Origin of the sequence: Pseudomonas sp. PB120, assembly GCF_009761815.1 — a bacterium.
Taxonomy (GTDB): domain Bacteria; phylum Pseudomonadota; class Gammaproteobacteria; order Pseudomonadales; family Pseudomonadaceae; genus Aquipseudomonas.
Map to the genome: position 1 here is coordinate 25,749 of NZ_RWIN01000117.1, position 22,053 is coordinate 47,801.

The 22,053-nt window shown below is 59.8% G+C and carries 20 protein-coding genes; 2 read left to right on the forward strand and 18 right to left on the reverse strand.

The window, feature by feature from the left end:
• Nucleotides 1-24 precede the first annotated feature (24 nt).
• The gene (locus EJA72_RS21400; protein WP_157713365.1) at nt 25-987 is read left to right on the forward strand and encodes a metal ABC transporter ATPase; all 963 of its coding nucleotides are present in this window, start codon (nt 25-27) and stop codon (nt 985-987) included.
• 30 nt (nt 988-1,017) lie between these two features.
• Here the strand turns inward: EJA72_RS21400 and EJA72_RS21405 are convergent, their stop codons facing one another.
• The 7 genes from EJA72_RS21405 to msbA all read right to left on the reverse strand — a co-directional run bounded on the left by EJA72_RS21405 (nt 1,018) and on the right by msbA (nt 9,292).
• Complete coding sequence (locus tag EJA72_RS21405; RefSeq protein ID WP_178129512.1) at nt 1,018-1,827, reverse strand: hypothetical protein; 810 nt, start codon at nt 1,825-1,827, stop codon at nt 1,018-1,020.
• A gap of 69 nt (nt 1,828-1,896) precedes the next feature.
• Nucleotides 1,897-2,604: a hypothetical protein gene (locus EJA72_RS21410; protein WP_157713367.1), complete on the reverse strand. Its 708-nt coding sequence runs from the start codon at nt 2,602-2,604 to the stop codon at nt 1,897-1,899.
• Entirely contained in the window at nt 2,605-3,579 is a 975-nt protein-coding gene (locus EJA72_RS21415; RefSeq protein ID WP_157713369.1) for a glycosyltransferase, read from the reverse strand.
• A 111-nt stretch (nt 3,580-3,690) separates the two neighbouring features.
• Nucleotides 3,691-5,112, reverse strand: a complete 1,422-nt coding sequence (hldE, locus tag EJA72_RS21420) for a bifunctional D-glycero-beta-D-manno-heptose-7-phosphate kinase/D-glycero-beta-D-manno-heptose 1-phosphate adenylyltransferase HldE (protein ID WP_157713371.1) — start codon at nt 5,110-5,112, stop codon at nt 3,691-3,693.
• Nucleotides 5,113-5,176: 64 nt separating this feature from the next.
• A complete protein-coding gene (locus tag EJA72_RS21425) occupies nt 5,177-6,577 on the reverse strand; it encodes a PIG-L deacetylase family protein (RefSeq protein ID WP_157713373.1) in 1,401 nt (466 codons plus the stop codon).
• A gap of 4 nt (nt 6,578-6,581) precedes the next feature.
• A complete protein-coding gene (locus tag EJA72_RS21430; RefSeq protein ID WP_157713375.1) occupies nt 6,582-7,478 on the reverse strand; it encodes a GNAT family N-acetyltransferase in 897 nt (298 codons plus the stop codon).
• A complete protein-coding gene (gene msbA / locus EJA72_RS21435; RefSeq protein WP_157713377.1) occupies nt 7,472-9,292 on the reverse strand; it encodes a lipid A export permease/ATP-binding protein MsbA in 1,821 nt (606 codons plus the stop codon). Before msbA ends, EJA72_RS21430 begins: the two co-directional genes overlap by 7 nt.
• A 126-nt stretch (nt 9,293-9,418) precedes the next feature.
• Here msbA and EJA72_RS21440 point away from each other — a divergent pair, with 126 nt between their 5' ends.
• Complete coding sequence (locus tag EJA72_RS21440) at nt 9,419-10,072, forward strand: lipopolysaccharide kinase InaA family protein (RefSeq protein WP_157713379.1); 654 nt, start codon at nt 9,419-9,421, stop codon at nt 10,070-10,072.
• Nucleotides 10,073-10,075: 3 nt separating this feature from the next.
• On the opposite strand, the gene EJA72_RS21445 is transcribed toward EJA72_RS21440, so the two are convergent.
• The 11 genes from EJA72_RS21445 to waaF form a co-directional block, all read right to left on the reverse strand.
• Complete coding sequence (locus EJA72_RS21445) at nt 10,076-11,536, reverse strand: hypothetical protein (protein WP_178129510.1); 1,461 nt, start codon at nt 11,534-11,536, stop codon at nt 10,076-10,078.
• A gap of 68 nt (nt 11,537-11,604) precedes the next feature.
• Nucleotides 11,605-12,510: a glycosyltransferase family A protein gene (locus EJA72_RS21450; RefSeq protein ID WP_157713381.1), complete on the reverse strand. Its 906-nt coding sequence runs from the start codon at nt 12,508-12,510 to the stop codon at nt 11,605-11,607.
• Nucleotides 12,503-14,257 (reverse strand): carbamoyltransferase, encoded by a 1,755-nt coding sequence (locus tag EJA72_RS21455; RefSeq protein WP_178129511.1) that lies wholly within the window; start codon nt 14,255-14,257, stop codon nt 12,503-12,505. The genes EJA72_RS21450 and EJA72_RS21455 overlap by 8 nt, the downstream gene beginning before the upstream one ends.
• A 175-nt stretch (nt 14,258-14,432) precedes the next feature.
• Nucleotides 14,433-14,768 (reverse strand): YceK/YidQ family lipoprotein, encoded by a 336-nt coding sequence (locus EJA72_RS21460; protein WP_157713383.1) that lies wholly within the window; start codon nt 14,766-14,768, stop codon nt 14,433-14,435.
• Between the two features lie 226 nt (nt 14,769-14,994).
• Nucleotides 14,995-16,443, reverse strand: a complete 1,449-nt coding sequence (locus EJA72_RS21465; RefSeq protein WP_157713385.1) for a lipopolysaccharide kinase InaA family protein — start codon at nt 16,441-16,443, stop codon at nt 14,995-14,997.
• The gene (locus EJA72_RS21470) at nt 16,443-17,195 is read right to left on the reverse strand and encodes a lipopolysaccharide kinase InaA family protein (protein ID WP_157713387.1); all 753 of its coding nucleotides are present in this window, start codon (nt 17,193-17,195) and stop codon (nt 16,443-16,445) included. Before EJA72_RS21470 ends, EJA72_RS21465 begins: the two co-directional genes overlap by 1 nt.
• Nucleotides 17,192-17,926 carry a lipopolysaccharide kinase InaA family protein gene (locus EJA72_RS21475; protein WP_157713389.1) on the reverse strand — a complete coding sequence of 245 codons (735 nt, stop codon included), beginning with the start codon at nt 17,924-17,926 and terminating at the stop codon, nt 17,192-17,194. The genes EJA72_RS21470 and EJA72_RS21475 overlap by 4 nt, the downstream gene beginning before the upstream one ends.
• Nucleotides 17,926-18,732 carry a lipopolysaccharide core heptose(I) kinase RfaP gene (gene rfaP, locus EJA72_RS21480; protein WP_157713391.1) on the reverse strand — a complete coding sequence of 269 codons (807 nt, stop codon included), beginning with the start codon at nt 18,730-18,732 and terminating at the stop codon, nt 17,926-17,928. The genes EJA72_RS21475 and rfaP overlap by 1 nt, the downstream gene beginning before the upstream one ends.
• On the reverse strand, nt 18,732-19,853 hold the full coding sequence (locus EJA72_RS21485; protein ID WP_157713393.1) for a glycosyltransferase family 4 protein: 1,122 nt from the start codon (nt 19,851-19,853) through the stop codon (nt 18,732-18,734). Before EJA72_RS21485 ends, rfaP begins: the two co-directional genes overlap by 1 nt.
• Nucleotides 19,853-20,914: a lipopolysaccharide heptosyltransferase I gene (waaC, locus tag EJA72_RS21490; RefSeq protein ID WP_157713395.1), complete on the reverse strand. Its 1,062-nt coding sequence runs from the start codon at nt 20,912-20,914 to the stop codon at nt 19,853-19,855. The genes EJA72_RS21485 and waaC overlap by 1 nt, the downstream gene beginning before the upstream one ends.
• Nucleotide 20,915: 1 nt before the next feature.
• Nucleotides 20,916-21,950: a lipopolysaccharide heptosyltransferase II gene (gene waaF, locus EJA72_RS21495; RefSeq protein ID WP_157713397.1), complete on the reverse strand. Its 1,035-nt coding sequence runs from the start codon at nt 21,948-21,950 to the stop codon at nt 20,916-20,918.
• Nucleotides 21,951-22,053 lie beyond the last annotated feature (103 nt).

A 22,053-nucleotide genomic window follows, 5' to 3' on the forward strand; every position in this document is an offset into this window, starting at 1 on the left:
ACGCGGCCTTAAGCAGGAGCCGACATGCCGCGTACGCTTATCAGAAAGAACCCGAGCAACTTCAAGACCCTGCCGTTATTCGTCGAAGCGACTCCCGAAGGCTTGAGTTACCAAAGCGTCGGGATGCCGCTCAATTTTTCCCAGACCCTGCAACGTCGCCGCCCGGTCACGGTGGCCGACAGCGAACGGTTTGCCGTGGAACTGGCGAACCTTGGGGTCTCGGTACGCTTGACGCTGCATTGGCAAAATCGCGATTACTGGGTACTGGTGCGCCAGCGGCGGCAAGACCGTGGCGACGTGGTGCTCAAGCTGATTTCCGGGTACGTGCCGGCCCATGAGCTGAACCTGCCGCTGCACACCGCGATTCAGGAGATTGCCGAAGAGTGCCTGCTGGAAACCCCGGAAGGCTGGCTCGGCGGGCGTTTCAACGACACCTGGCTGCCAGCGCCTTACGCCAGCGCCTTGCATTACCGCGAAGCCTTGCCGTTTCGCCTGACCCCGTTGTCAGGCGCCGCGCGGCCCGTGCGTTGCGCAAAAATGCAGCTGATCGAACGGCCCCGCGCGTATGTGCACTTGCCGACGGCTTCGCTGCAATTGATTTACGACTTGCGCCTGGACGTGCCAAAAGAAGCCAAATCCTTGAGCCTGTTTCATGTCGATGAGCGACTGGAAGGCGATCAATTGGTGGCCCGCCTCGATCGCAAGCGCCCCGATCTGTACCTGATGCCGCTCAAAGATGGCGTACCCGTTCCGGAGCTTTACACCCTCAAACGCGACAAGCTTTTACCGGCCAGCACCCGGGGGCTTTATCTGGCAGAGAGCTTTGCGACCCAGGAAGGCTGGGTGGTCCGGGAAGAGCGTATCCGCTGGAAAGACTGGGTCGTGCAACAAGGGCTGGGAGCGCCGAAAGCCCAGCACCAGGGGTTGATTCGACTTAAAGCCAAAGCCCTGCGATTGGTGCGGATGGTGCGCGGAGCAGAAAAGTAACCAGGACTTGCCGTGATCAGGACTCGTTGGTTATTTGTCCGAACGCTGGCGGTCGATCAGCGTGCGTATCCGCGCAAACAGATGGAAGTAGCGGTTTTCCCGCTTGCCCATGCCTCGCTTGGGTGAGAACGATTCATCCGCGAATGCACCGGTAATACGAACACGCGAAGCAGTGGTGTCCAGGGTACAAACCTTCACGCCGGCCTTTTGCAGTACGTACTTGAGCAACCGCTCGGAGTGCAGCTTGCGTCCCGTCGCTTCACAAAAATCGAAGATGTGTTCGATCCGCTTGCCGTACGCCTTGTAGGCATCACGCCCACAAATGGCAAAACGGTCGTTCAGCCCACCCCACCATTGCCAATCCGGAATGTAGGCATTGAGGCGCCGAGCGCTGGGGTGCTTAAACACATAGGTGGGTAGCGGCGAGTGAAAGAAATTATCCGGGCGCACGAATACGACGAAATCAGGATCGAAGGATTCCATCATGCCGGTGACGGTGTGCAGGGAGTTCAGCTGATAGATCAGGTTTCGCAGCGACGCATGCTCGTCAGCCCAGGTATCGCCGAGCGCTTTCACCCGCTCAAAGTCCCACCGCTCCAGCACGCCGTCCGTTGAGTCGAGCCTGCCGGTCATGGCGTGGAAGGGTTCGTAGTTGTCGGCGCTCAGTTCACCCTGTTCGCCCGAGCGCTGGTTCTGGATTTCGTCGATTTTATAGAGGTGATAAAAGCACTTTACCTGGCTGTTCGCAGGGAGTTGTGCCAGCACGTTTTCCTGGATGGAAGGAAAACAGATTGCCGAATTCCTGGGGATACCAAAAAAAGCGACTGCGACTTTTAACACTCGATTACACCCCAGAAAATAATGTGCCCTTCCAGCGCGCCTTGTTGGCAACAGCGGAGAAGCGATGACTCATTTGCGCCGAAGCAATGCCTGCCACCAACGCCGACGCTGCAGCGGCACGACGATCACATCCGATTGGGTCAACCACGCCCGCTCATAGTCCCAGGCATGCCCGCCCCAGAACTTTCCGGCCTCGTTGGAAAACCCCAACGTCATGAGCTGATAGGGATAACCGGCATGGCTTCGCAGCCAGTCGAACACCACCAGCGCATTGAAACCCGTTGTCGGGCCGACATAACGTTTGCCGCCCGGTCGATCAACCGGGTAATTCCACAAGGGCGGGAGCGGAATGCGCTCCCAATACAGCGCCACTCGCGGCAAAGGACACATCGCGAGCGTGCAACCCACCAGCATCGTGAAGCAACGCGCACCTGGCAGTTCGAACATCCGCTGCACGTGAGGACCGTAAGGCAGACCAAAGAAGTAAGCGTCCGGCGCATTGAAACCATGCACGAAGACATTGACGCTCTGTGGCGTCAGCAGTGCGGATTTCACACAGTGATTGAAGCTGACCACCACGTCATCAGCACCGATATTCAGCGCGTCGAAGTCGGCCGCCGTAATCGCCGGATTGTTTGCCACCAGTACCACACGTGGCGCGCGGCGCAAACACGCCTGCAGCTCCGCCGGTATTGCGTCAAAAACAGATTGGTGCCCACCGGGCAACGCATCCAGCACCATCTCTTCAGAGGACTGGGGCGGTCGTGAATGCGTCATCTATCCGGCAACCTTCATCCTGTGGCGTATCCTGGCCCACAAACGAGTAAACGCCGAAGGTGGCTGCCAAGGGCGCATTTCACGCTGAATTTCCTCAGCGAGCGTGCGCCCCACACGGGCGAAGGAGTACTGGCTCTCGGCGAATGCCTGGCCGTTACTGGCGATACGCGCGGCCAACTCCGGGTCACTCTGCAGCACCCGGATTTTTTCCACGGCTTCATCTTCAGAGCGGTAGAACACCGTGTTGTGCATGTCCTGAAAACCCAGCAAATCGTCTTCTTCACCCTGGCTCCAGGCCAGCACGACACAGCCACAGGCCATCGCTTCGAAGTTCTTGATCATGAATTCCCCCATGCCGATGTCGGCACTGACGAAAATCCTGATGCGATTGAGTGTTTCCATGTATTCGGCGCCCGACTTGGTGCGGGTCACCAGCAAACCGGTACGCTTTGCCAAGGATTCAAGGACCGCCTTGCGCTGCGCATACTCGGTACTTTTCAGGCTGCCCAGAAAGCCAATCGGAATGTCGCGCACGCCACCGGTATTGCGCAGCATCTGTTCGTCATATCCCTTGGATACGAACACCGCATCAATATCTTCAGCTTGCAGGCGACGAGCGACAACAGCGCCCGAAACCAGTGCCCGGGAGCTGGGAAGTCGGCTATAAAGGCGCGAGTACAGCCCTTGGTACTTACTGGCGGGCATGTAATTCTGATAAGCATCATGCTCAAGAAAGACCAGGCCGCGAATGCACTTCAGCACGCTAAGTTGCCTGGCCAGGCGCTTGAGCCTCGAGAAAATCACAATGCGGTCAAAGTCTTGATAGTTGACCGAAGAGAGGAACGGCCCGAGGTTCATCTGTTGCTGTTTGCTCAGGCGATAGACAACACAATCATCGCAATTCTGCTGCACGATTTCATACAGGCGATCCAGTATGACTCGCTGTTCGTCCATCACCAGGAGCATGACTTTCATAGTTTAATTTACCAATGCACTGGTTCTGTACCGGCCAGTAACAGCAGGAGACGGGAATTTTCTCACGACAGAACCCGCCCCCACACAGTACATAAGTGTGCAATCACCTTATCAATGGCTGCGAATCTTCTCGACAATCGCCGTTGTCGAACTGTTTTCCACCAACCCGAGCACTTTCACCGTTCCGCCGTAAGCGGTCACGATGTCCGCACCGACAACCTGGTCGATCCCGTAGTCGCCCCCCTTGACCAGCACATCCGGTTTAACCTCGCGCAGCAGGTTTTCAGGAGTGCCCTCGGAGAAGCTGATCACCCAATCCACCGCCCCCAGGCCTGCCAGCACAGCCATACGACGGTCGACGCTGTTGATCGGGCGTCCCGGACCTTTCAGTCGGCTGACCGAGGCATCGTCGTTGACCGCAACGATCAGTCGATCGCCTTGGGCCCGCGCTTGTTCGAGGTAGGTCACGTGGCCAGCATGCAGAATGTCGAAGCAGCCGTTAGTGAAGACGATCTTCTCTTTGTGCGCTCGCGCATCGTCGACCGCCAGGAGCAATTGCTCAAGGCCCAGCACACCGCGTTCAGACCCTTCGGCACGCTGGATGGCGCGGCGCAGTTCCGGCGCACTGATGGCGGCGGTACCGAGCTTGCCGACCACGATGCCGGCGGCCAGGTTGGCCAGTGCTACGGCGTGAGGCAGTTCCTCGCCCGCAGCAATCGCGGCGGCCAGGGTGGAAATCACTGTGTCGCCGGCACCGGTCACGTCGAACACTTCACGGGCGCGCGCCGGCAGGTGCAGCGCCGGATGATCCGGGCGCAGCAGGGTCATGCCGTGTTCACCACGAGTCACCAGCAAGGCGCCGAGGTCCAGGTCGCGCATCAACTGCGCGCCCTTGTTCACGAGTTCGTGCTCATCGGCACAACGGCCGACGATGGTTTCGAATTCGCTGAGGTTCGGGGTGATCAGGCTGGCGCCACGGTAGATCGAGAAATCCTTGCCCTTGGGGTCGGCCAGCACCGGGATGCCACGTGCACGGGCAGCCTGGATCAACACTTGATGGTTTTTCAGCGCACCCTTGCCGTAGTCGGACAACACGAGCACCTTGATGCCCTCGAGCAGTTCTTCAACCTGCTCGCCCAACGCCAGGGCGTCGGTGGCGAAGGGTTCTTCGAAGTCGATACGCAGCAACTGCTGGTGGCGGCTCATGACCCGCAACTTGACGATGGTGGGCTGGTGCGCAATGCGCTGGAACAGCGCGCGCACGCCGGCGCCCTTGAGGCTATTGACCAGGCTGTCGGCAGCTTCGTCATCACCGGTCACACCGACCAGGGAGGCAGGCGCACCGAGGGCGGCAATGTTCAGCGCAACGTTGGCGGCACCGCCCGGGCGGTCCTCGATTTGCTCGACCTTGACCACCGGCACTGGCGCCTCAGGGGAAATCCGTGAGGTACCACCATGCCAATAACGGTCGAGCATGACATCGCCGACCACCAAGACAGGGGCTTGATCGAATCGCGGCATGGACAACTTCATGGAGCAACCCGCATACAAAATTAACAGGGGCGCGATACTAACACAGGGGAATGCGCCGTCCGCTTCATTCTGAAAGGTCGCGCACCCAGAACAATTCGTGGCGCCGCACGGCCTTGCGGAAAAACTCGTTGCTCCCCGTGGCTGGCCATCGCCGACCGGCCAATGCCTGCTGAATCAAACGCCGTAGCTGCCGCTTGAAAACCGGCTGCTCCTGCAAATCGTGCTCCATGGCCAGCGCCATGGCCTTATCCAGTTGCACCTCTGCGGACAGCAGCGGACTCCAGAGTCTGTCGGCAGGCAACGGCTCGATGGCCGGCGGCAAGGCGATACCGGCACCGGCCGGGCCCATGGGCCAGCGATCGTTGTCATGCAGGTGATTGGCGTACATCAGCAGGGTCTTTGGCTTCCACGAGCTGGCGGCGATGGCCTCAAGAACAGCGCGGGTCGACGCGACGTGATCACTGTGGGGGTCCAGCTCCGGATGAGGCGTCACCACCACTTCGGGGCGAAAATGCTCCAGCAGCGCGACCAGATCGGCGATCAGGTTGTGCCAGGTCGGCAGGCCATCGGCATCGGCCGGCAAACGCATCGGATTGTGTCGACGCACTGAACGGACATCACTGTCAGTGGACTCGCGCGAGCCGAACGCTTTACCCGGCTCCTCGGCCATCGACGGCAATTGCAGGCAGTAATAACCCAATTGCACGCAGCGGTTGACGGGCACACCGCCCCACAGCGGAATGACCAGGCTGTCCCAACTGCGCAGGCGCCCTTTCAGACGCGCAGCCTGAGGCTCGCTCAAGCCCAGGCGCCGATAGGCCTCAGCCTCGATTTCACCTTGGGTCAGGGTGACGATGCTGACCTCCTCGCTGCGGCTGTAAAGCCCAAACGCGGCGAGCTCGGCATCATCGGCGTGAGGGGCGATGACCATCAGACGCTGCTGCGCATAGTCCGGATTGGCCATGACCCACAACGTCCCTTTGGCGGCCACGGCGCAATAACGTCCGCGCACCGTCAGCGAGCCTTGAGCCAGTTCGGCGCCTTGCCCGGACAGGTTAAGGAAACGCCGCCCTTTGACCCCGCGTTCGAAGTCCTGGCGATCGTCGCCAATCTCGACAAACGGGTCCAGCCAGCGTCCTGGCCACGACGACTTCAACTCAAGTTCGAGAATGAGCGTCTCGCCTTCAGCCAGCGGCTCGCTGAGGCGGACAACGCCTTGCTTAAGGCTTACGGCCTGACACGGAGTGCCTGCGGGGAATGTATACAGATAGTCGTCAGATGCCCGATAAAACAGGTGATCGGCAAACCAGGCTTCGTGGGCGACCCATGCCAGGACCAGCAAAACCGGCACCACCCAAGCGCCCAGCCAGAAACCGAGGACCACCAGCGTCAGGAGAAAAGCGACCAGAAAGACGCGCTTGTTACGTCGGTGAGCCTTGAGAAGCCGTTGTTTGCGAGCACTCATGAATTCAGACCTGATAGGCCGGCACCTTCTGGCACCAGCGATCCTTATACTCGCGGTCGGCACGACCGAATGAATAACGCAACGTCTTGCCCAGCGCCCGCGCCTCTTCCCAGGCCTGCTGGGTGTTGACGAAACTCAGCACACTGCCGGGGCTGAACTCGCGGTTCTGCGGGTCGACGCCACCGTTGATGTACTCCAGGGAAACCCACTGGGGCGCTTCGACGCGGTACAGAATTTGGGCCGCAATGGGCGCCGAGTCCAGCATCACAAGCGAGCCGGTCATGAACTCGCGCAGCAAGGTGAACACGTCCACCAACCCCGCCTTGCCCGGCACTTCAAACCCCCAACGACGCTGGAATAACTCGCCATATGCAGCGGCCTGTTCCTGCGGTGTCAGCTGGCTCATCGGCACCAGCGTGCCACCCGCCTCTTCCAGCAGACGCTGCTCCCGACGCTGGTTGTAGCGGAATTTTTTCGAATAGTCTTCAGGCGCTCGCGCCATGGCCAGCCCTTCGGGCTGACTGCGCAAGGTGCTGATCCGCCCGGCATTGAGGTCCGAGACGTACGCCATGCGCTGGCGCACCGGCACCTCAACCTCCGCCGCGATGGGCAGGATGATCTCCGCGTTGCCCATATCCAGCAGCCCGCGTTTGCCCTCACGCTTGAGCACTTCCTTGGACAAGGCGATATGGCGACCCCAACAAGGAACGGCCGCCACAACCTCGTCGTCGACGATCCAGCCGAGGTAACGCAGCTCGATGCGCAGGAACGTTGACAGGCGCTCCACCACTTGAGGATGGGTCGCAAAGCTCCCGCCAAAACGCTGCCAGGCCTGCTCGTAGGCGTGATGATCAACTTCTACCCAGCCACGCTCACGCCAGGCCCGAAACAGTTTCAACATGCGCCGATCACGTGCGTCGGTTGCGCTTCGTCACTCTCTTCGAACTCTTTGGCGTGCAAGCGCGAGTAATAGCCATTGAGCGCCAGCAGCTCGACATGGGTGCCGCGCTCGACGATCTTGCCTTCGTCCATGACCAGAATCAGGTCGGCTTCCTCGATAGTGGTCAAACGGTGAGCAATCACCAAGGTCGTGCGGTTCTTCACCACTTGATCCAGGGCGGCTTGGATATGGCGTTCGGATTCAGTGTCGAGTGCAGAAGTCGCCTCGTCGAGAATCAGCAGCGGCGCATCCTTGAGCAAGGCGCGGGCAATGGCGATGCGCTGGCGCTGACCGCCGGAAAGCAGCACGCCGTTTTCGCCCACCATGGTTTCATAGCCCTCAGGCATCTTGACGATGAACTCATTGGCATAGGCTTCCATCGCCGCTCTGCGCACTTCTTCAATCGGCGCGCCAGCCAGATCACCGTAAGCAATATTGTTGGTCACGGTGTCGTTGAACAGGGTGACCTGCTGGGTGACCAGAGCAATCTGCCGGCGCAGGCTGCGCAAGGTGAAATCCTGAATCCTGACGCCATCGAGCAGAATCTGCCCTTGTTCGTGCTGATAAAAGCGCGGAATCAGGCTTGCCAATGTCGACTTGCCACTGCCCGAACGCCCCACTAGGGCAACCATCTGCCCAGGCTCAACGATGAAGCTGATGTCGTCGAGCACCTGCTTGTCGCTCTCGGGGTACTGGAAGCTGAGGTTGCGCACTTCCAGGCGACCCTCGAGGCGATCGTGCTCCACGGTGCCTTGGTCGATTTCCGCGGGCTCATCCAGTTGCTCGAAAATACTCTCGGCACCCGCCACCCCTTTCTGGATGGTAGAGCTGACCTCGGAAAGCTGGCGAATCGGCTTGGGCAGCAAGCCCGCCATGGTGATGTAAGCCACCAGATCGCCGGGCGATGCATCGCCACGCAGGTACAACACGAGGAACATGACCACGGCCATGGCGGTGTAGGTCACCAACTGCAACATCGGCGTGTACACCGCGCCGGTCTTGGTCATTGCCAGTTGCTTGTCGGTGTTGCTCTGGCTGGCTTCCTTGAAGCGCACTTTTTCATAGGTTTCGCCGCCGAAGCTGCGCACCACGCGATAGCCATGAATGGTCTCGGAAGCAACATGGGTGACGTTGCCCATCGAGACCTGGATCTTTTTGCTTTGCTTGCGGAATTTACGGCTGGTGCTGTTCACCATCATGCCGATCAGCGGCAGGATGGCCAGCATCACCAGCGTGAGTTTCCAGTTCATCCACAACAGGGTGCAGAACAGGAAAATCACGGTCATGCCTTCACGAATCACAACCTTGATGGCATCGGTGGCGGCACCGGTGACCATGGTCACGTTAAACGTGATTCGGGAAATAAGGTGACCGGAGTTGTTCTTGTCGAAGAAGCGGTTGGGCAACTCCAATAACTTGTTGAACAACACAATCCGCAAATCATGGACCAGCCCCAGGGAAACCCGGGCCAGGAAGAAGTTACCCAGATAGGACCCCACCCCTTGCCAGATTGCGATCAGGACGATCAGCAGCGGTACCGATTCAAGGAGTTGCAACTTGCCCAGGTAAGGGTTGCCCGGGAACAGGCTGGCCTCAGGGTTGGCGAGGCCGTCGACGAAATATTTGAGGATGTAAGCGAGCATCGGCTGGGTCGATGCGAAGATCAGAAAACCTACGATGCTCAGAATGAACAAGCCCACGTAAGGCCGCACGTAAGCCAAAAGGCGGAAATAGATCGCCAGCGTAGACTGGGCTTTCGGTTCAGGACTGCTCATGGGAATCCGCGCAAATCAGTGAGGAGCGGATGATATCACATGCCCCTTTTCCCCCAATAAACATGACAGGGGCAAGCCTGCGAGCAAGTCGGTTAAGATACCCGGCTTATGATGGGGGAGTCAGGCATGCAAGCGATTGATCACAGCACCTACGAGGCACTGCGCAAAGGTGCGCACGTACTGGAAGCCGACGGCTCCGGTGACAAGGTGCTCAGGCTGGCCGATGGTCGCATGCTCAAACTGTTTCGCCGCAAACGCCTGCTCAGCTCCGCGCTGTTTTATCCCTACGCCCAGCGCTTCGCCAACAACACCAAGGCTTTGGAGCAGCGCGACATTCCCTGCCCGACAGTGATCGCGGTGTATCGCATCCCCAGCATTCAACGCGATGGCGTGTACTACAACCCCCTTGAAGGCGCGACAGTACGCCAGCTGAAAACCAGCCCCGAAGAAACCGAGACCCTGAGATTCCAGCTGGGGCGCTTCATCGCCCGACTGCATGAGAAAGGGGTTTACTTCCGCTCGCTGCATTTTGGCAACGTGGTGCTCACGCCCGATAACACCTTGGGGCTGATCGACATCGCGGATCTGCGCTGCCAAAAAGGCGCCCTCAGCGAGAGCAAGCGCCTGCGCAACTTCGCTCACCTGCTGCGCTATAAAGAGGACCGGAAATGGCTGCTGGGCCAGGATGCCGGCAACACCTTTCTTGAAGGCTATCGCCAGGGGCTGCCCGCTAACCGGCAGGCGCTGCTGATTGAGCGCCTGCGCAAGTTGATCGGCTAAGCGTTACTTGCCAATGACCAATACCGTGGCGCCTTTACGATTGGCAAAACGGGCAATGATGCGCTGGTTGTGTTCCGCCAGCCACCCACTCAGCCAAGGCTCGTCGGGGCGCGCATCGATCAGGAAGTAACGAAAATCCCCCGCGTGCGCCGGTGACATCGCCTCCTCCCGGGGCAGGCTGCCCAGCGTATAACCGCGACCGGCGTAATAGCTGATACGACCGTCCTCGTAATAAACCGACGCACCCGGCTCTATATTGGCAGCAGCCCAATGTCCTGCCTCGATGTAGTGAGTCTTTCCGGGACTGAAGGAAATCACGTTGGACGCCATCATCAACAACCCCACCACCACCAGCGCCTTGCCCCAGCGTGGAAACTGATGGACAAACGCCGTCAGCGCCATCGCCAGCACGGGGACGAACAGCAGGTTGAGGAAGCTCAGGTAGCGGCCGTTCATGAACTGTTCCTTGATGAAGAACAGCATCAGCACCACCAGATACAGCAATGCCGCCCAGGCGAACGGCCGATAGTCGCGCCAATAAGTGCGCAGCACGCTCCAGTTGCCTCGTACTACAAATGGAACCGCGAATGGCCCCATCATTTTGACAAAGGTGATCAGCAAGGACGCCAGCGTTCCGAAGAAAATGATCCGGCCTGCCTCATCCCGCGAGTATTTATTGATCAGCGAATTGGCAAATTGCTCGGACAGTAAATTGAACGACGCAAAAACATTGCGCGGGTTAATCATGTCCAGATACAGCGCGAAACGTGCGGCCGAGAAAACACCCGTCAGCGATGCGACCACCAACCCTAACACCGGCAACAGCATGAACTGAAAGAACTGCTTGCGCCGCGCCGGTGACCAAAGATTAGGCAGCTGCCACAACCCCAGTGCGGGCCACAACAGCACCGCCTCCAGGCGAAAAAAAGCCGCCGCCAAAATCGCCAGGTGAATCAGGATCGCTTGAAACCAGCCGCCACGCGCCTGCCATCTCAACGCAAGCCAAAGCGTCAGCGTGCAAAAAAACCAAAACCCGTACTCACGAATGATGTCGTTGCGAAAAGCGTTGACCGCTGGCATTGCCAGCACGACCAGGCACGCCCAACGAGCGGCATCGGGAGAACGCTGTCGAACACAATCAACCATCAGCGCGCAGGTGCCCGCCAGAAAGAGACCACACCACAGGTAGGCGCTGAGCTCCAACGGCAAATGCAGAACAACATGGGTTCCGGCCAGCAGGAAGACGAACCACGGCCAATCGAAGGCTTGCCAGGCCAATTGGGGGCCGTATTCGGTGACCCGCTGAGCAATATCGATGTAGAACGCAGCGTCACGTCCGACAGTCGCCGTTCCCAACACCGCAATAAGGGAAAGCAGCAAACTCCCCCAGAACGCCAACCGGACCGGATATTCACCGATAATCCGCGAGATCTGAGCTACCACCTTGCTGCCAGTACCGACCACCCTGCCCCCTCAATAGCACGCGCAACGTTTGCGCAAATCAGTCCAACGAATCGACGCGACTTCCCCACTCACCTGAACAGCAGTCGTGCCGCCTTACGCGTGTAGGACCAACGTGTGACGGTGCGCCAGTCTGCACGCAATGCCTGGAGATAGAATTTTTTGGCCAGCACGTACTCGCCGCCGACGTAGCAATCGCGAAACAAAGAGAGGCAACGCTGCCCAAGAAACGCCTGACGCAAATCCTGCAAGTCTTCAGGCATGCGTTCGCGGGCAAAAACGTCGTGGACCATTTCCGAACCCGCCGCAAGGCTTTGGGCCAGATCATGCCGCATGCTGTCGGCATGCTTGTGGATAAGTGCCAGGGGTTGATCGAGCACACTGCACGGGAAACGGGCCAATACCTGAGCGAAGACTGGAATATCTTCGACGTTGCGCAGGTGCTCGGGATAGTTGCCGGGCACGAACACGTCTCGATGCATCGCGCACGCGCCGTTGCAAATCGATACCGTCTTATCCAGCAAGTAACCACGCACACGCGCACGCGCCGTGACCGGTAACGGCTTTACGCTCTGCAAACTGCGCTTGCCATCCGCGAACACCGACCAGTGGGCGCCGATGACCAAACGGGTATCGGGGTTGTCGGCGATGTGCCGGGTCAGCGCTGCCAGCGCGCCCGGTGCCATTTCGTCATCGGCGTCGAGGAAAACCAGGTAGCGCCCGGCCGTCTCTTCAATCCCGAGATTGCGAACCGAAGAAAGGCCTCCATTGGATTTACGCAAGGCACGAAAACGTCCGGCATGCTGCGCTAGCAGCTTTTCCACCACCTCAGGCGTTGCGTCGGTTGACCCGTCATCAATGACCAGCAGCTCCGTTCCAGCTTCATCCAGCTGTGACAATACCGACTCCACTGCCCGTGGCAGTGTATGGGCATAGTTGTAAGCCGGAATAACGACACTGATCAGTGTTTCAGTCAAAACCGTACCCTTCCGCGCCCTCTTTGACCACCAGGATGTCTTCCATGATTAGATACTGTAGATCGGAACCGAAGAACATGTTGAGGGCATCCGTCGGCGAGCAAATCATCGGTTCGCCACGACGGTTGAGCGAGGTATTGAGCGACACGCCGTTACCGGTCAGCACTTCCAGCGCTTTCATCATGTCGTAATAGCGCGGGTTGTATTCGCGCTTGAGTACTTGTGCCCGGGACGTGCCGTCTTCGTGGACGACTTCCGGCACGCGGGTCTTCCACTCTTCAGACACTTCGAACGTGAACGTCATGAAGGGCGCCGGGTGATCGACCTTGATCATCTGCGGTGCGACGGTGTCGAGCATCGACGGGCAGAAAGGCCTCCAGCGCTCGCGGAACTTGATCTGGTGGTTGATGCGATCGGCCACGCCGGCCACGCTCGGGCAACCGATGATCGAACGACCACCCAGCGCACGCGGGCCGAACTCCATGCGACCCTGGAACCAGGCCACCGGGTTGCCATCGACCATGATTTTGGCGATCTGCTCAGGCATGTTGTCGAGCTTGCGCCACTTCGGCTTGTCAGCATGACGAGCACAGGCGGCGATCACATCTTCGTTGCTGTACGACGGGCCGAGGTAGACATGCTCCATCTTCTCGACCGGTACGCCACGGGCGTGGGACACGTAAGCCGCTGCACCCACTGCGGTGCCGGCATCGCCGGACGCAGGCTGGACGAACAGTTCCTTGACGTCATCGCGAGCGATGATTTTCTGGTTCAGCTTGACGTTCAACGCACAGCCGCCGGCGAACGCCAGCTTGCCGGTTTCCTTCAACACGTCGCCCAGGTAATAGTCGATCATCTGCAGCGAGATTTTTTCGAACAGCGCTTGCATGCTCGCGGCGTAGTGGATGTACGGCTCGTCGGCGATGTCGCCTTCGCGCTTCGGACCCAGCCACTCGATCAGCTTCGGCGAGAAGTAGAAGCCTTTGCCCTTTTCTTTATAACGGCGCAGGCCGATAACGTTGGCGTAATCGGTGTTGATCACCAGCTCGCCGTTTTCGAACGAGGCCAGCCGGGAGAAATCGTACTTGCTGGCGTCGCCGTACGGCGCCATGCCCATGACCTTGAACTCACCGTCGAGCATCTCGAAACCGAGGAACTCGGTGATCGCGCCATACAGGCCGCCGAGGGAGTCCGGATCAAAGAATTCCTTGATCTTGTGGATCTTGCCGTTTTCGCCATAACCGAAGAAGGTCGTGGCGTACTCGCCCTTGCCGTCGATCCCGAGAATCGCGGTTTTCTCTTTGAAACCGGAGCAGTGGTAGGCACTGGAGGCGTGGGCCAAGTGGTGCTCGACCGGCTCGATCTTGATTTTCTTCGGATCGAAGCCCAGTTGCTCGAGGCACCAGACAATCTTGTTGCGATAGCGCTTGTAGCGACGGTTGCCCATCAGGATCGCGTCGAGGGCGCGGTCCGGGGCGTACCAGTAGCGCTTAGCGTAGTGCCAGCGAGCCTTGCCGAACAAGCTGATCGGTGCGAACGGAATCGCGACCACATCAACGTCGGACGGCTTGATGCCGGCCTGCTCGAGGCAGAACTTCGCCGATTCGTAGGGCATGCGGTTCTTTGCATGTTTATCGCGCACAAAGCGCTCTTCTTCAGCCGCCGCGACCAGCTTGCCGTCGATGTACAGGGCTGCGGAAGGATCATGGCTAAGGGCGCCGGACAGGCCAAGAATCGTCAATGCCACAGGGGTCTAGCCTCTTTAGTCTGCATGCAGGCGCAATGCGCCTAAAAAATTAATGTGTCTCTCAAAGGGCGAGAGACAGCTAAAGGGCGGGATTATAGCGTAAACAGGGCGGAAATGACCCTACGGTTATCAGCGTAGAAAACAGGGCATTTCGGGCCAAATCACCCACCCCGGTTCACCCACCGGCCGACTGCCAGTAAACCCGGATACTGCCGTCGACGCCCTGCCGATAAACCGTGTACGGCAAGGCAACCGTATCCAGAACGCCAGACAAGGTCAGGTCCAGCAAGACGAACGGCACCAGAAACCCCGTCGCGTCCGGTGGCGCATGCAACAGGCAGAAATCATGGGCCAGGCCGCTGTAGATGCGCGGAATGGACTGACAGTAGGTTTTTTGCCGGCGTAAAGTCTGAGTAGCCTGTGCGTCATCCTGCAGTACCGTCGTGACGGTTCCGCACCCTGCCAGAACCCCTGAGATAACCACCGATGCAACGGCCATTTTGATCGTCATAGCGTGCCCTCCGAAAAACGTCAGGCAAGCTAGCATTGGGGTTATTCGGGGCACAGTTCATGGTTTCTGCGGATCACGTAGGACAATTCATAAGAAGTTGTCCCTTAATCTCTGGTGACTGTGATGGCCCCATCGTCGGAACGCCGCCCGGAGCCGGCTCGCTCCCACATTTGAAATACGTTCCCTTGTGGGAGTGAGCCTGCTCGCGATGGGTCGAAGACCCGATTCAACCAGCGCTGGAGATATCCCTGGGAACCCGCTGATCAATCACCTGATACAACGCACTGCCCTCAGGCCAGTTACGCATGAACCGCGCCCGGTCCCGCGCATACGCTGGGGCAAAGCTGTTCGCGGTGCGGTGCTGGCACATCGAATCGAGGTCGATCAACGCCCAGCGATCCTGGTGCCAGAACAGGTTATGACCCTTGAAATCCCCGTGACTGATCCGCTCGCGAATCAACTCGGCAAACAAATGATCCAGCGCCAGCAACTCGACTTCCGGCGCGTCACCGCTCTCAACGTACGGCGCAAACCGCTCGATGATGTCTGGCCCCGGCAAATACTCGGTCACCAGCAAAGCCCGACCGCGCAGCCACAAAAAGCGCTTCTCCAGCACAGCCAATGGTTTTGGCGTGGCAATGCCCAGGAAGGCCAGGCGATTACCCTCGCACCAGGAATGCCAGGCCCGACTCGGGCGCCAGAAGCGCTTGAGCCAGTGGGCAAACCCTTTGATGTTGTAACGCTTGATCACCAGCGTCCGACCGGCCACGGTAACTTTTCCGACACTTGCCGCGCCGCCGGTTTTGTACAAATGCCCCTCATCGAGCAAGGTATCCGCCTGCTCCAGCACCGGCAACATCGACGCTTCTTCGCGCCGAATCGCCCGCAAACCGAACGCCCCGCGCTGGACGCTGAAAAGCGTGCATTCGCGGCCGACCTTGCTCAGGAAGTCCTTGAGACGCCAGCTGCGAACCTTGTCGATCTGCTTCTGCAGCGCTTCCATGGGCAAGGCGTGCTCGCCATTGCTCAGGAGGTAATACACCAGCAACTCTTCGGTGAACGGCTCCAGCGATTTGGGCAACTGAGCGAAAAACACCCCAAGGTTTTCCAGGACTTTTTGCCGTGATAACGGCTGACCCGGCGTTTCGGCACAGATCCCGGCACCATCGATCAAATACAGCCGCCCGCCCTGGCGCAGCAGGTTGTCCAGGTGCAGATCCTCCTGCCACAGCCCTTTACGGTGCAACTGGCCAATCGCACCCAGTGCGGCGGCCAACACCGCCGATTGCTCATCGGCCAGTGCCGGCAAGTGCTCAACCTGTTTCCAGGCATCCCCCAGGCTGTCAGCGCCCTCAAGGAAATCGAACAGCAACCAGCCGCCCTCGCCGTCCTTCAGGCCATCCGCCAGCAACTGCGGCGTGGTCAGGCCCTGATCAGCCAGCAAGCGCACACCGTCGCGTTCGCGCTGAAAATGCCGTGCCGCTTTACTGCCCACCAACAACTTGGCCAGCACCGGCCGGCCGCGCCAGACGCCGGCACCGACATAGCGCTGCCCCGGCAATACCCGCAGCAGGCTCAGCAACTGCAACTCGGCCGGCCCGGCAGCATCGGCCAGTGAAATGCTCAGCGGCAGGCCCGGAGTGCGGCCGGCGCTTTTCAGCTCGGACAATCGCATCAGCGCGTCTCCTTTTGACTGCGCCGCGCCGTCAGCCGCTCCAGCCAGCGGTCGATGAGCGAACTGTCCAGCGACTGATCCAGGTAGGCGGCCAGCAATTCGCGCAACTGTGTTTCGCTCCATTCCGGCGCCCGACGCACCAGCGGCTCCAGGTCCCTGACTCGGTCATGCCTGCCGAACAACAGGGGCCGGGTCTTTTCCAGGTCGATCAGTTGGGCCGAATAACCGTCACCGGTGGCCTGCAGGAAAATGTGCTTGGGGTAGAAGCAGCCATGAACCTGGCGCACGCCGTGCAGGCGCCGAGCCAGTTGCCCACAGGCTTTGAGAATCGCCGAATGCTGCGCCGCACTGAGGTCCGACCAGCGCTGCAGCAGCGATTCGAGGTCATCCCAACCGTCCAGCGCACGGGTCAGCAAAATCGCCCGGACTTCGCCGTCGACCTTGCGCTCACCGAAGTACACCGCTTTCAGCGCAGGAATGCCGAGCTTTTCATAGCGACTGATGTTGCGAAACTCGCGGGCAAAACTGGGCTCGCCAAAGGGCGCATGCAAGGTACGCGTCTGGTAATTGCTTTGGCGCTTGAGGTAATAGCCGCGCCCTTCCAGATCCAGGCGGAACACACTGCTCCAGCCTCCGCGCGCGGTGTTGGGTTCATCCACCGCTTCGAGCTGTTTGGCCCAAAGCGCGTCGAAGGTACCGAGTCCGTGGCGTTCAAGTAGCGCACGGTCCTCAGCGGCCAGAAAATCAGTCATTCGCGTCCCTCGAAAAATCTCAACACATGCCGGATCCGTTTTTTATCGGCAGCGTCGAGCCGTGTCCGTTGGCGGTATTGCAGGTAAAAGCGCAAGCGCTGGGTGGACGACAATTGATACTTGGCTACCTTGTCCAGGCACGCCAGATCCTTGGTGATCCGGTATTTGAGCCAGAAGCCGCGCCAGAAATCACCATTCGGGCAGTCGATCAGGAACAGCCGGGCTTCGTCGTCGATCAGCAGGTTGCGCCACTTCAAATCGTTATGGGTAAAGCGGTGGTCGTGCATGGTACGCGTGTATTCAGCCAGCTGCCGACTGACACTGTCGACCCAGGCGCGATCCGACAGCTTTGGATCATGTCGCTCGGCCAGCACCGACAAGTCTTCGGTGTGCGGCAATTCACGCGTGATCATCGCCCCGCGACTGTACGTTGCGCCGTGCCGCTCAAGTCCCCAGGCGACCACTTCGGCGGTGGGAATGCCCCATTTGGCAAAACGCTTGAGGTTTTGCCACTCCATTTTCACCCGTGGTTTGCCGAGGTAGCGGCGCAGGCCTTTGCCCGCGCCGACGTAGCGCTTGACGTAATAGTTGACACCATTGCGCTGAACACGAATGACCTCTGACAGCAGGTCGTGGGTCAAACGCTCACCCTGAAGCGCAAACACCGCATCCAGGCTGCCGAAATCTTCTGCCAGCTCGCGGTAAGCAGGTTCCAGGTTCCAACCCGACATCAGAGCGCGTCCCCGTATCGCAGTTTGCGGTCGTAGAGCTTGTTGGCCTTGCCTTCGAGCCAGGCGAGCAGCGCCGCTTCTTCCGCCAGAATCTGGCGCAGCGGCTGCTGGAAATAGCCCTTGAGGAAGCGCAATTTATCGCGCTGGGTCAGGCCGATATCCAAGGCCGAAAAGTACAGCGCCGCCAGATCCTTGTTGCGCCAGCGCTGAGTAATAGCCGGGCGAGTCTGGGCGCGATGCAGATCGATCACCGACAGTTTGAAATCGTCGGCGGTCACCGGTTTGTCCGTGTGCAGCAGGAAGTGGCAGATGTAGCAGTCGCGGTGGTTGACCCCGGCGCGGTGCATCATGCCGGTCATGCGCGCGACTTCAGCGATCAGGGCACGCTTGAGTGTCGGCTCGGGCGGGTGCTTGACCCAGTCGATACTGAAATCTTCAAGGCTGACGGTCGGCGCCAGTTCTTCGGTGACGATGAAGGAATGTTGATCCGCCGGGTTGCTGCCCTTCTCGCCATAAGCGACGGCGGTCATGGTCGGCACACCGACTTCTTTCAGGCGCTGAATGGCCTTCCACTCCTGGCCTGCGCCAAGGACCGGCAATTTAGCGGTGAGCAGGTTCTTGAAGATCTCGCCCCAGCCGATGCCTCGGTGGATCTTCACAAAAAAGCCACTGCCGTTCACTTCCGTACGCAAGGTCCGACGCGCTTCCAGCTCACGGTAAACCTCACCCTGAAGGCCTTCGACTTCGGTGAACGCATCGCGTCCGGCCCAAAGGCTCTTGAACGGTTCAGCCAGCATCAACTTCATTAAGCGTGCTCCGCCAGAATCACATCGGCCGCGTGTTGCGGCATGCTGTAGAGGTCGGCCGTTTCGGCATAAGCCAGGCCGTTGCGGCTCCAGGCCGCCCGTGCCTGAGCGTCGTTCAACATCCCGGTCAGGTATTGCGTCAGCTGCGCCTGATCGAAGGGCTCGTCCAGCACCAGGCCGGCGTCGGCTTCGGCGATGTAATGGGCGTAGCCACACACCGCACTCACCAGCACCGGCAAGCCGGCCACCAGGGCTTCGAGCAGCACGGTCCCGGTGTTTTCGTTGTACGCCGGGTGGATCAACAGATCGGCGCCCAGCAGGAAACGCGGGATATCGCTGCGCCCCTTGAGGAACGTCACGTTATCGCCGAGCCCCAATGCGGCGCTCTGCACCTGGAATAATTTGGGGTCATCCTGGCCAATTACAAATAGCCGGGTGCGTTTCTTCAGATCAGCGGGCAACGTGGCCAGCGCCTTGAGGCTGCGGTCCACCCCCTTGGTCTTGAACCCGGAGCCGATTTGCACCAGCAGCAATTCATCGTCCTGGAGGTTGAATTCACGCCGGAACCCGGCACGAATTTCAGCCGCATTCGGTGGCGCACGACGGTCCTGGGAGATGCCCGGCGGCAACAAATGAAAGCGCTCCAGCGGCGTGTCGTAATGCTTGATGAACAGCGGCTGCTGGACTTCGGAAATCATCAACACTTCGGTCTTGGCGTCCTTGGCGAACACCGCGCGCTCGTATTCGGCGAAGTGCCGGTAGCGGCCCCAGCGCCGGTACAGCGAATTGCGCAGGTTTTGCGCCTTGTCTTCGAAACAGCCGTCGGCGGCGTAGTAAACGTCCAGGCCCGGCATTTTGTTGAAGCCGATCAGGCGATCAACCGGGCGCTTGGCCAGGTCGGCCTCCATCCACTCGGTGAGCTTTTCGTTACGGCGATGGTTGAAGAACGCCTTGACCGGCGCCACCAACACTTCGAAACCGGGCGGCACGTCACCTTCCCAGATCAGCGTGTAGACGCGAATCTGATGGCCGCGCTGCTGGCATTCCAGGGCAATGCGCATGAAATCGCGCTGCAAGCCGCCGAAGGGGAAATATTTGTACAGGACGAATGCCAATTGCATCAGCGCAGCTCCTCAGCCAGTAACAACGTGCTCAGTCGGGTCGCGACACGCTCGGGATTCAGACGCGTGAAGCACAATGGCCACTCGCGTTTCAGGTCAAACCGGCGGGCATCATCGGCCGTCGGTTGATAGGTGCATTTCTTTTGCAGGCACGGCGCGCAGGGGAAATCGCTGGCCATGTGAATCTGCACTTTGCCGTAGGCGCCCGTCAGGCCCGGGTTGGTCGGGCCGAACAATGACAGGGTCGGCACGTCGAGCGCGGCGGCCAGATGACCGAGGCCGGTGTCCACGGCCACGCAGGCTTGTGCGCCCGCCAGCACTTTGCCGATGCCTGCCAGGTTCAGCTTGGGCAGCACTTCGACGTGTTTCATGTCCTTGGCAATGCGCTCGGCCCGGGCTTTCTCCGCCGGATTGCCCCACGCCAGTTTCACCCCGACACCCAGATAGCCGACACGCTCGGCCAGCTCACGCCAGTAGGCTTCGGGCCAGTGTTTGGTGTCCCAGGTGGTGCCGTGCAGGAACAGCACATAGGGATTTTTGCGCGGCAATTCCACCAGACGCTCGACGTTCAGGCCATAGTCGCCCAGGCCTTTTGGGAGGTCGTAGCCCAGGGCAATGGCGAACAACTGACGCACTCGCTCCACCGCGTGCTGGCCACGGGCAACCGCCAGACGGCGATTGTAGAAACGTGCAGCGATCGGCTCCCGCGCCGAGCCTTTGTCGAGGCCCGCCACCGGCGCCTTGACGTAGCGAGTCAGCAACGCGCTTTTCATCAAGCCTTGGGCGTCGATCACCAGATCATATTTCGTGGCACGAATACTTTGCTTGAAACGCTTCCACTCGCCACTCTTGATGGTTTGCCAGAGGTTCTTGCGCCAGCGACGGATCGCCACTGGAATCACCTTGCCCACCGCCGGGTGCCAGGTCGGGATTTCGGCGAAGCCTTCTTCCACCACCCAGTCGAACTTGATGCCGGGAATCGCCCGTGCCGCGTCGGTCAGCGCCGGCAACGCGTGAATCACGTCGCCCAGCGATGAAGTCTTGATCAGCAGAACCCGCAAACTATTTGACCTCGACCACAGTGCCCTGCAACCGCTGCAAGGCTTCGTTCACCGCTTGCGGCATGAGCTGGCGCAGGCAGTTGTAATGACCGAAGCGGCACGTGCGGTCGAAGCACGGGCTGCATTCGATGCCCAGGCGCACGATTTCGACGTGTTCGGCCAATGGCGGGGTGAAGCCTGGTGAAGTCGAGCCGTACACCGCCACCAGCGGGCGGTTCAACGCCGCCGCTACGTGCATCAGACCCGAGTCGTTGGACACCACCGAATCGGCGCACGACAGCAGATCAATGGCTTCGGCCAGGGACGTGCCGCCGCTGAGGTTCACCGACTCTTCGCGCAGACCGGGAATCAACCGCGCGCGGATGTCTTCGCCGACAGCGTGATCGTTTTTTGAGCCGAACAGCCAGACTTGCCAGCCTTCGCGGATTCTCGCCTCGGCCACTTTGGCGTAGTGCTCGGACGGCCAGCGCTTGGATTCGCCGAACTCGGCACCGGGGCACAGCGCCAGCACTGGACGGTCCAGGGCCAGGCCGAACTTGGCCAGGGCCGCCTCGCGGGTGACTGGGTCGATCTGCAAGGTCGGGCGTGGATAGGGTTTCGGCAACTCAGCCCCCGGCTCGTAAGCCAGGGCCATGAAGCGCTCGATCATCAGCGGGTAACGTTCCTTATCCAGCGTGCGCACGTCATTGAGCAGGCCGTAGCGGAACTCGCCGCGCCAACCGGTGCGCTTGGGAATACCGGCAAAGAACGGCACCAGCGCCGACTTCAAGGAGTTGGGCAACAGGATCGCCTGGTCGTACTGGCCGGCCAGGGATTTGCCGATGCGCCGACGTGTCGCCAGCTCCAGGGCGCCGTGACCGAGCGGAAAGCTCAAGGCCTGACGCACTTCGGGCATGCGCTCAAGAATCGGCCGGCTCCACTCGGGGGCCAGCACGTCGATTTCGCATTGCGGGTGGCGCTGCTTGAGACACTGAAACAGTGTCTGCGCCATCACCATGTCACCGACCCAGCTGGGCCCAACGATCAGAATTTTCATGTGGTTTCCAAAAACGAACCGGGGAGGCATACGCCTCCCCGCCTCGATAATCACTGTGGGAGCGGGGCTGCTTGCGATGGGTCATTACCTTCAACATTGCTGT

Excerpts from the sequence above, each read along its gene's own strand:
- EJA72_RS21400 (WP_157713365.1), top strand. The coding sequence starts at position 25 with ATGCCGCGTACGCTTATCAGAAAGAACCCGAGCAACTTCAAGACCCTG.
- EJA72_RS21410 (WP_157713367.1), bottom strand. The coding sequence starts at position 2,604 with ATGACGCATTCACGACCGCCCCAGTCCTCTGAAGAGATGGTGCTGGAT.
- EJA72_RS21415 (WP_157713369.1), bottom strand. The coding sequence starts at position 3,579 with ATGAAAGTCATGCTCCTGGTGATGGACGAACAGCGAGTCATACTGGAT.
- hldE (WP_157713371.1), bottom strand. The coding sequence starts at position 5,112 with ATGAAGTTGTCCATGCCGCGATTCGATCAAGCCCCTGTCTTGGTGGTC.
- EJA72_RS21425 (WP_157713373.1), bottom strand. The coding sequence starts at position 6,577 with ATGAGTGCTCGCAAACAACGGCTTCTCAAGGCTCACCGACGTAACAAG.
- EJA72_RS21430 (WP_157713375.1), bottom strand. The coding sequence starts at position 7,478 with ATGTTGAAACTGTTTCGGGCCTGGCGTGAGCGTGGCTGGGTAGAAGTT.
- msbA (WP_157713377.1), bottom strand. The coding sequence starts at position 9,292 with ATGAGCAGTCCTGAACCGAAAGCCCAGTCTACGCTGGCGATCTATTTC.
- EJA72_RS21440 (WP_157713379.1), top strand. The coding sequence starts at position 9,419 with ATGCAAGCGATTGATCACAGCACCTACGAGGCACTGCGCAAAGGTGCG.
- EJA72_RS21460 (WP_157713383.1), bottom strand. The coding sequence starts at position 14,768 with ATGACGATCAAAATGGCCGTTGCATCGGTGGTTATCTCAGGGGTTCTG.
- EJA72_RS21465 (WP_157713385.1), bottom strand. The coding sequence starts at position 16,443 with ATGCGATTGTCCGAGCTGAAAAGCGCCGGCCGCACTCCGGGCCTGCCG.
- EJA72_RS21470 (WP_157713387.1), bottom strand. The coding sequence starts at position 17,195 with ATGACTGATTTTCTGGCCGCTGAGGACCGTGCGCTACTTGAACGCCAC.
- EJA72_RS21475 (WP_157713389.1), bottom strand. The coding sequence starts at position 17,926 with ATGTCGGGTTGGAACCTGGAACCTGCTTACCGCGAGCTGGCAGAAGAT.
- rfaP (WP_157713391.1), bottom strand. The coding sequence starts at position 18,732 with ATGAAGTTGATGCTGGCTGAACCGTTCAAGAGCCTTTGGGCCGGACGC.
- EJA72_RS21485 (WP_157713393.1), bottom strand. The coding sequence starts at position 19,853 with ATGCAATTGGCATTCGTCCTGTACAAATATTTCCCCTTCGGCGGCTTG.
- waaF (WP_157713397.1), bottom strand. The coding sequence starts at position 21,950 with ATGAAAATTCTGATCGTTGGGCCCAGCTGGGTCGGTGACATGGTGATG.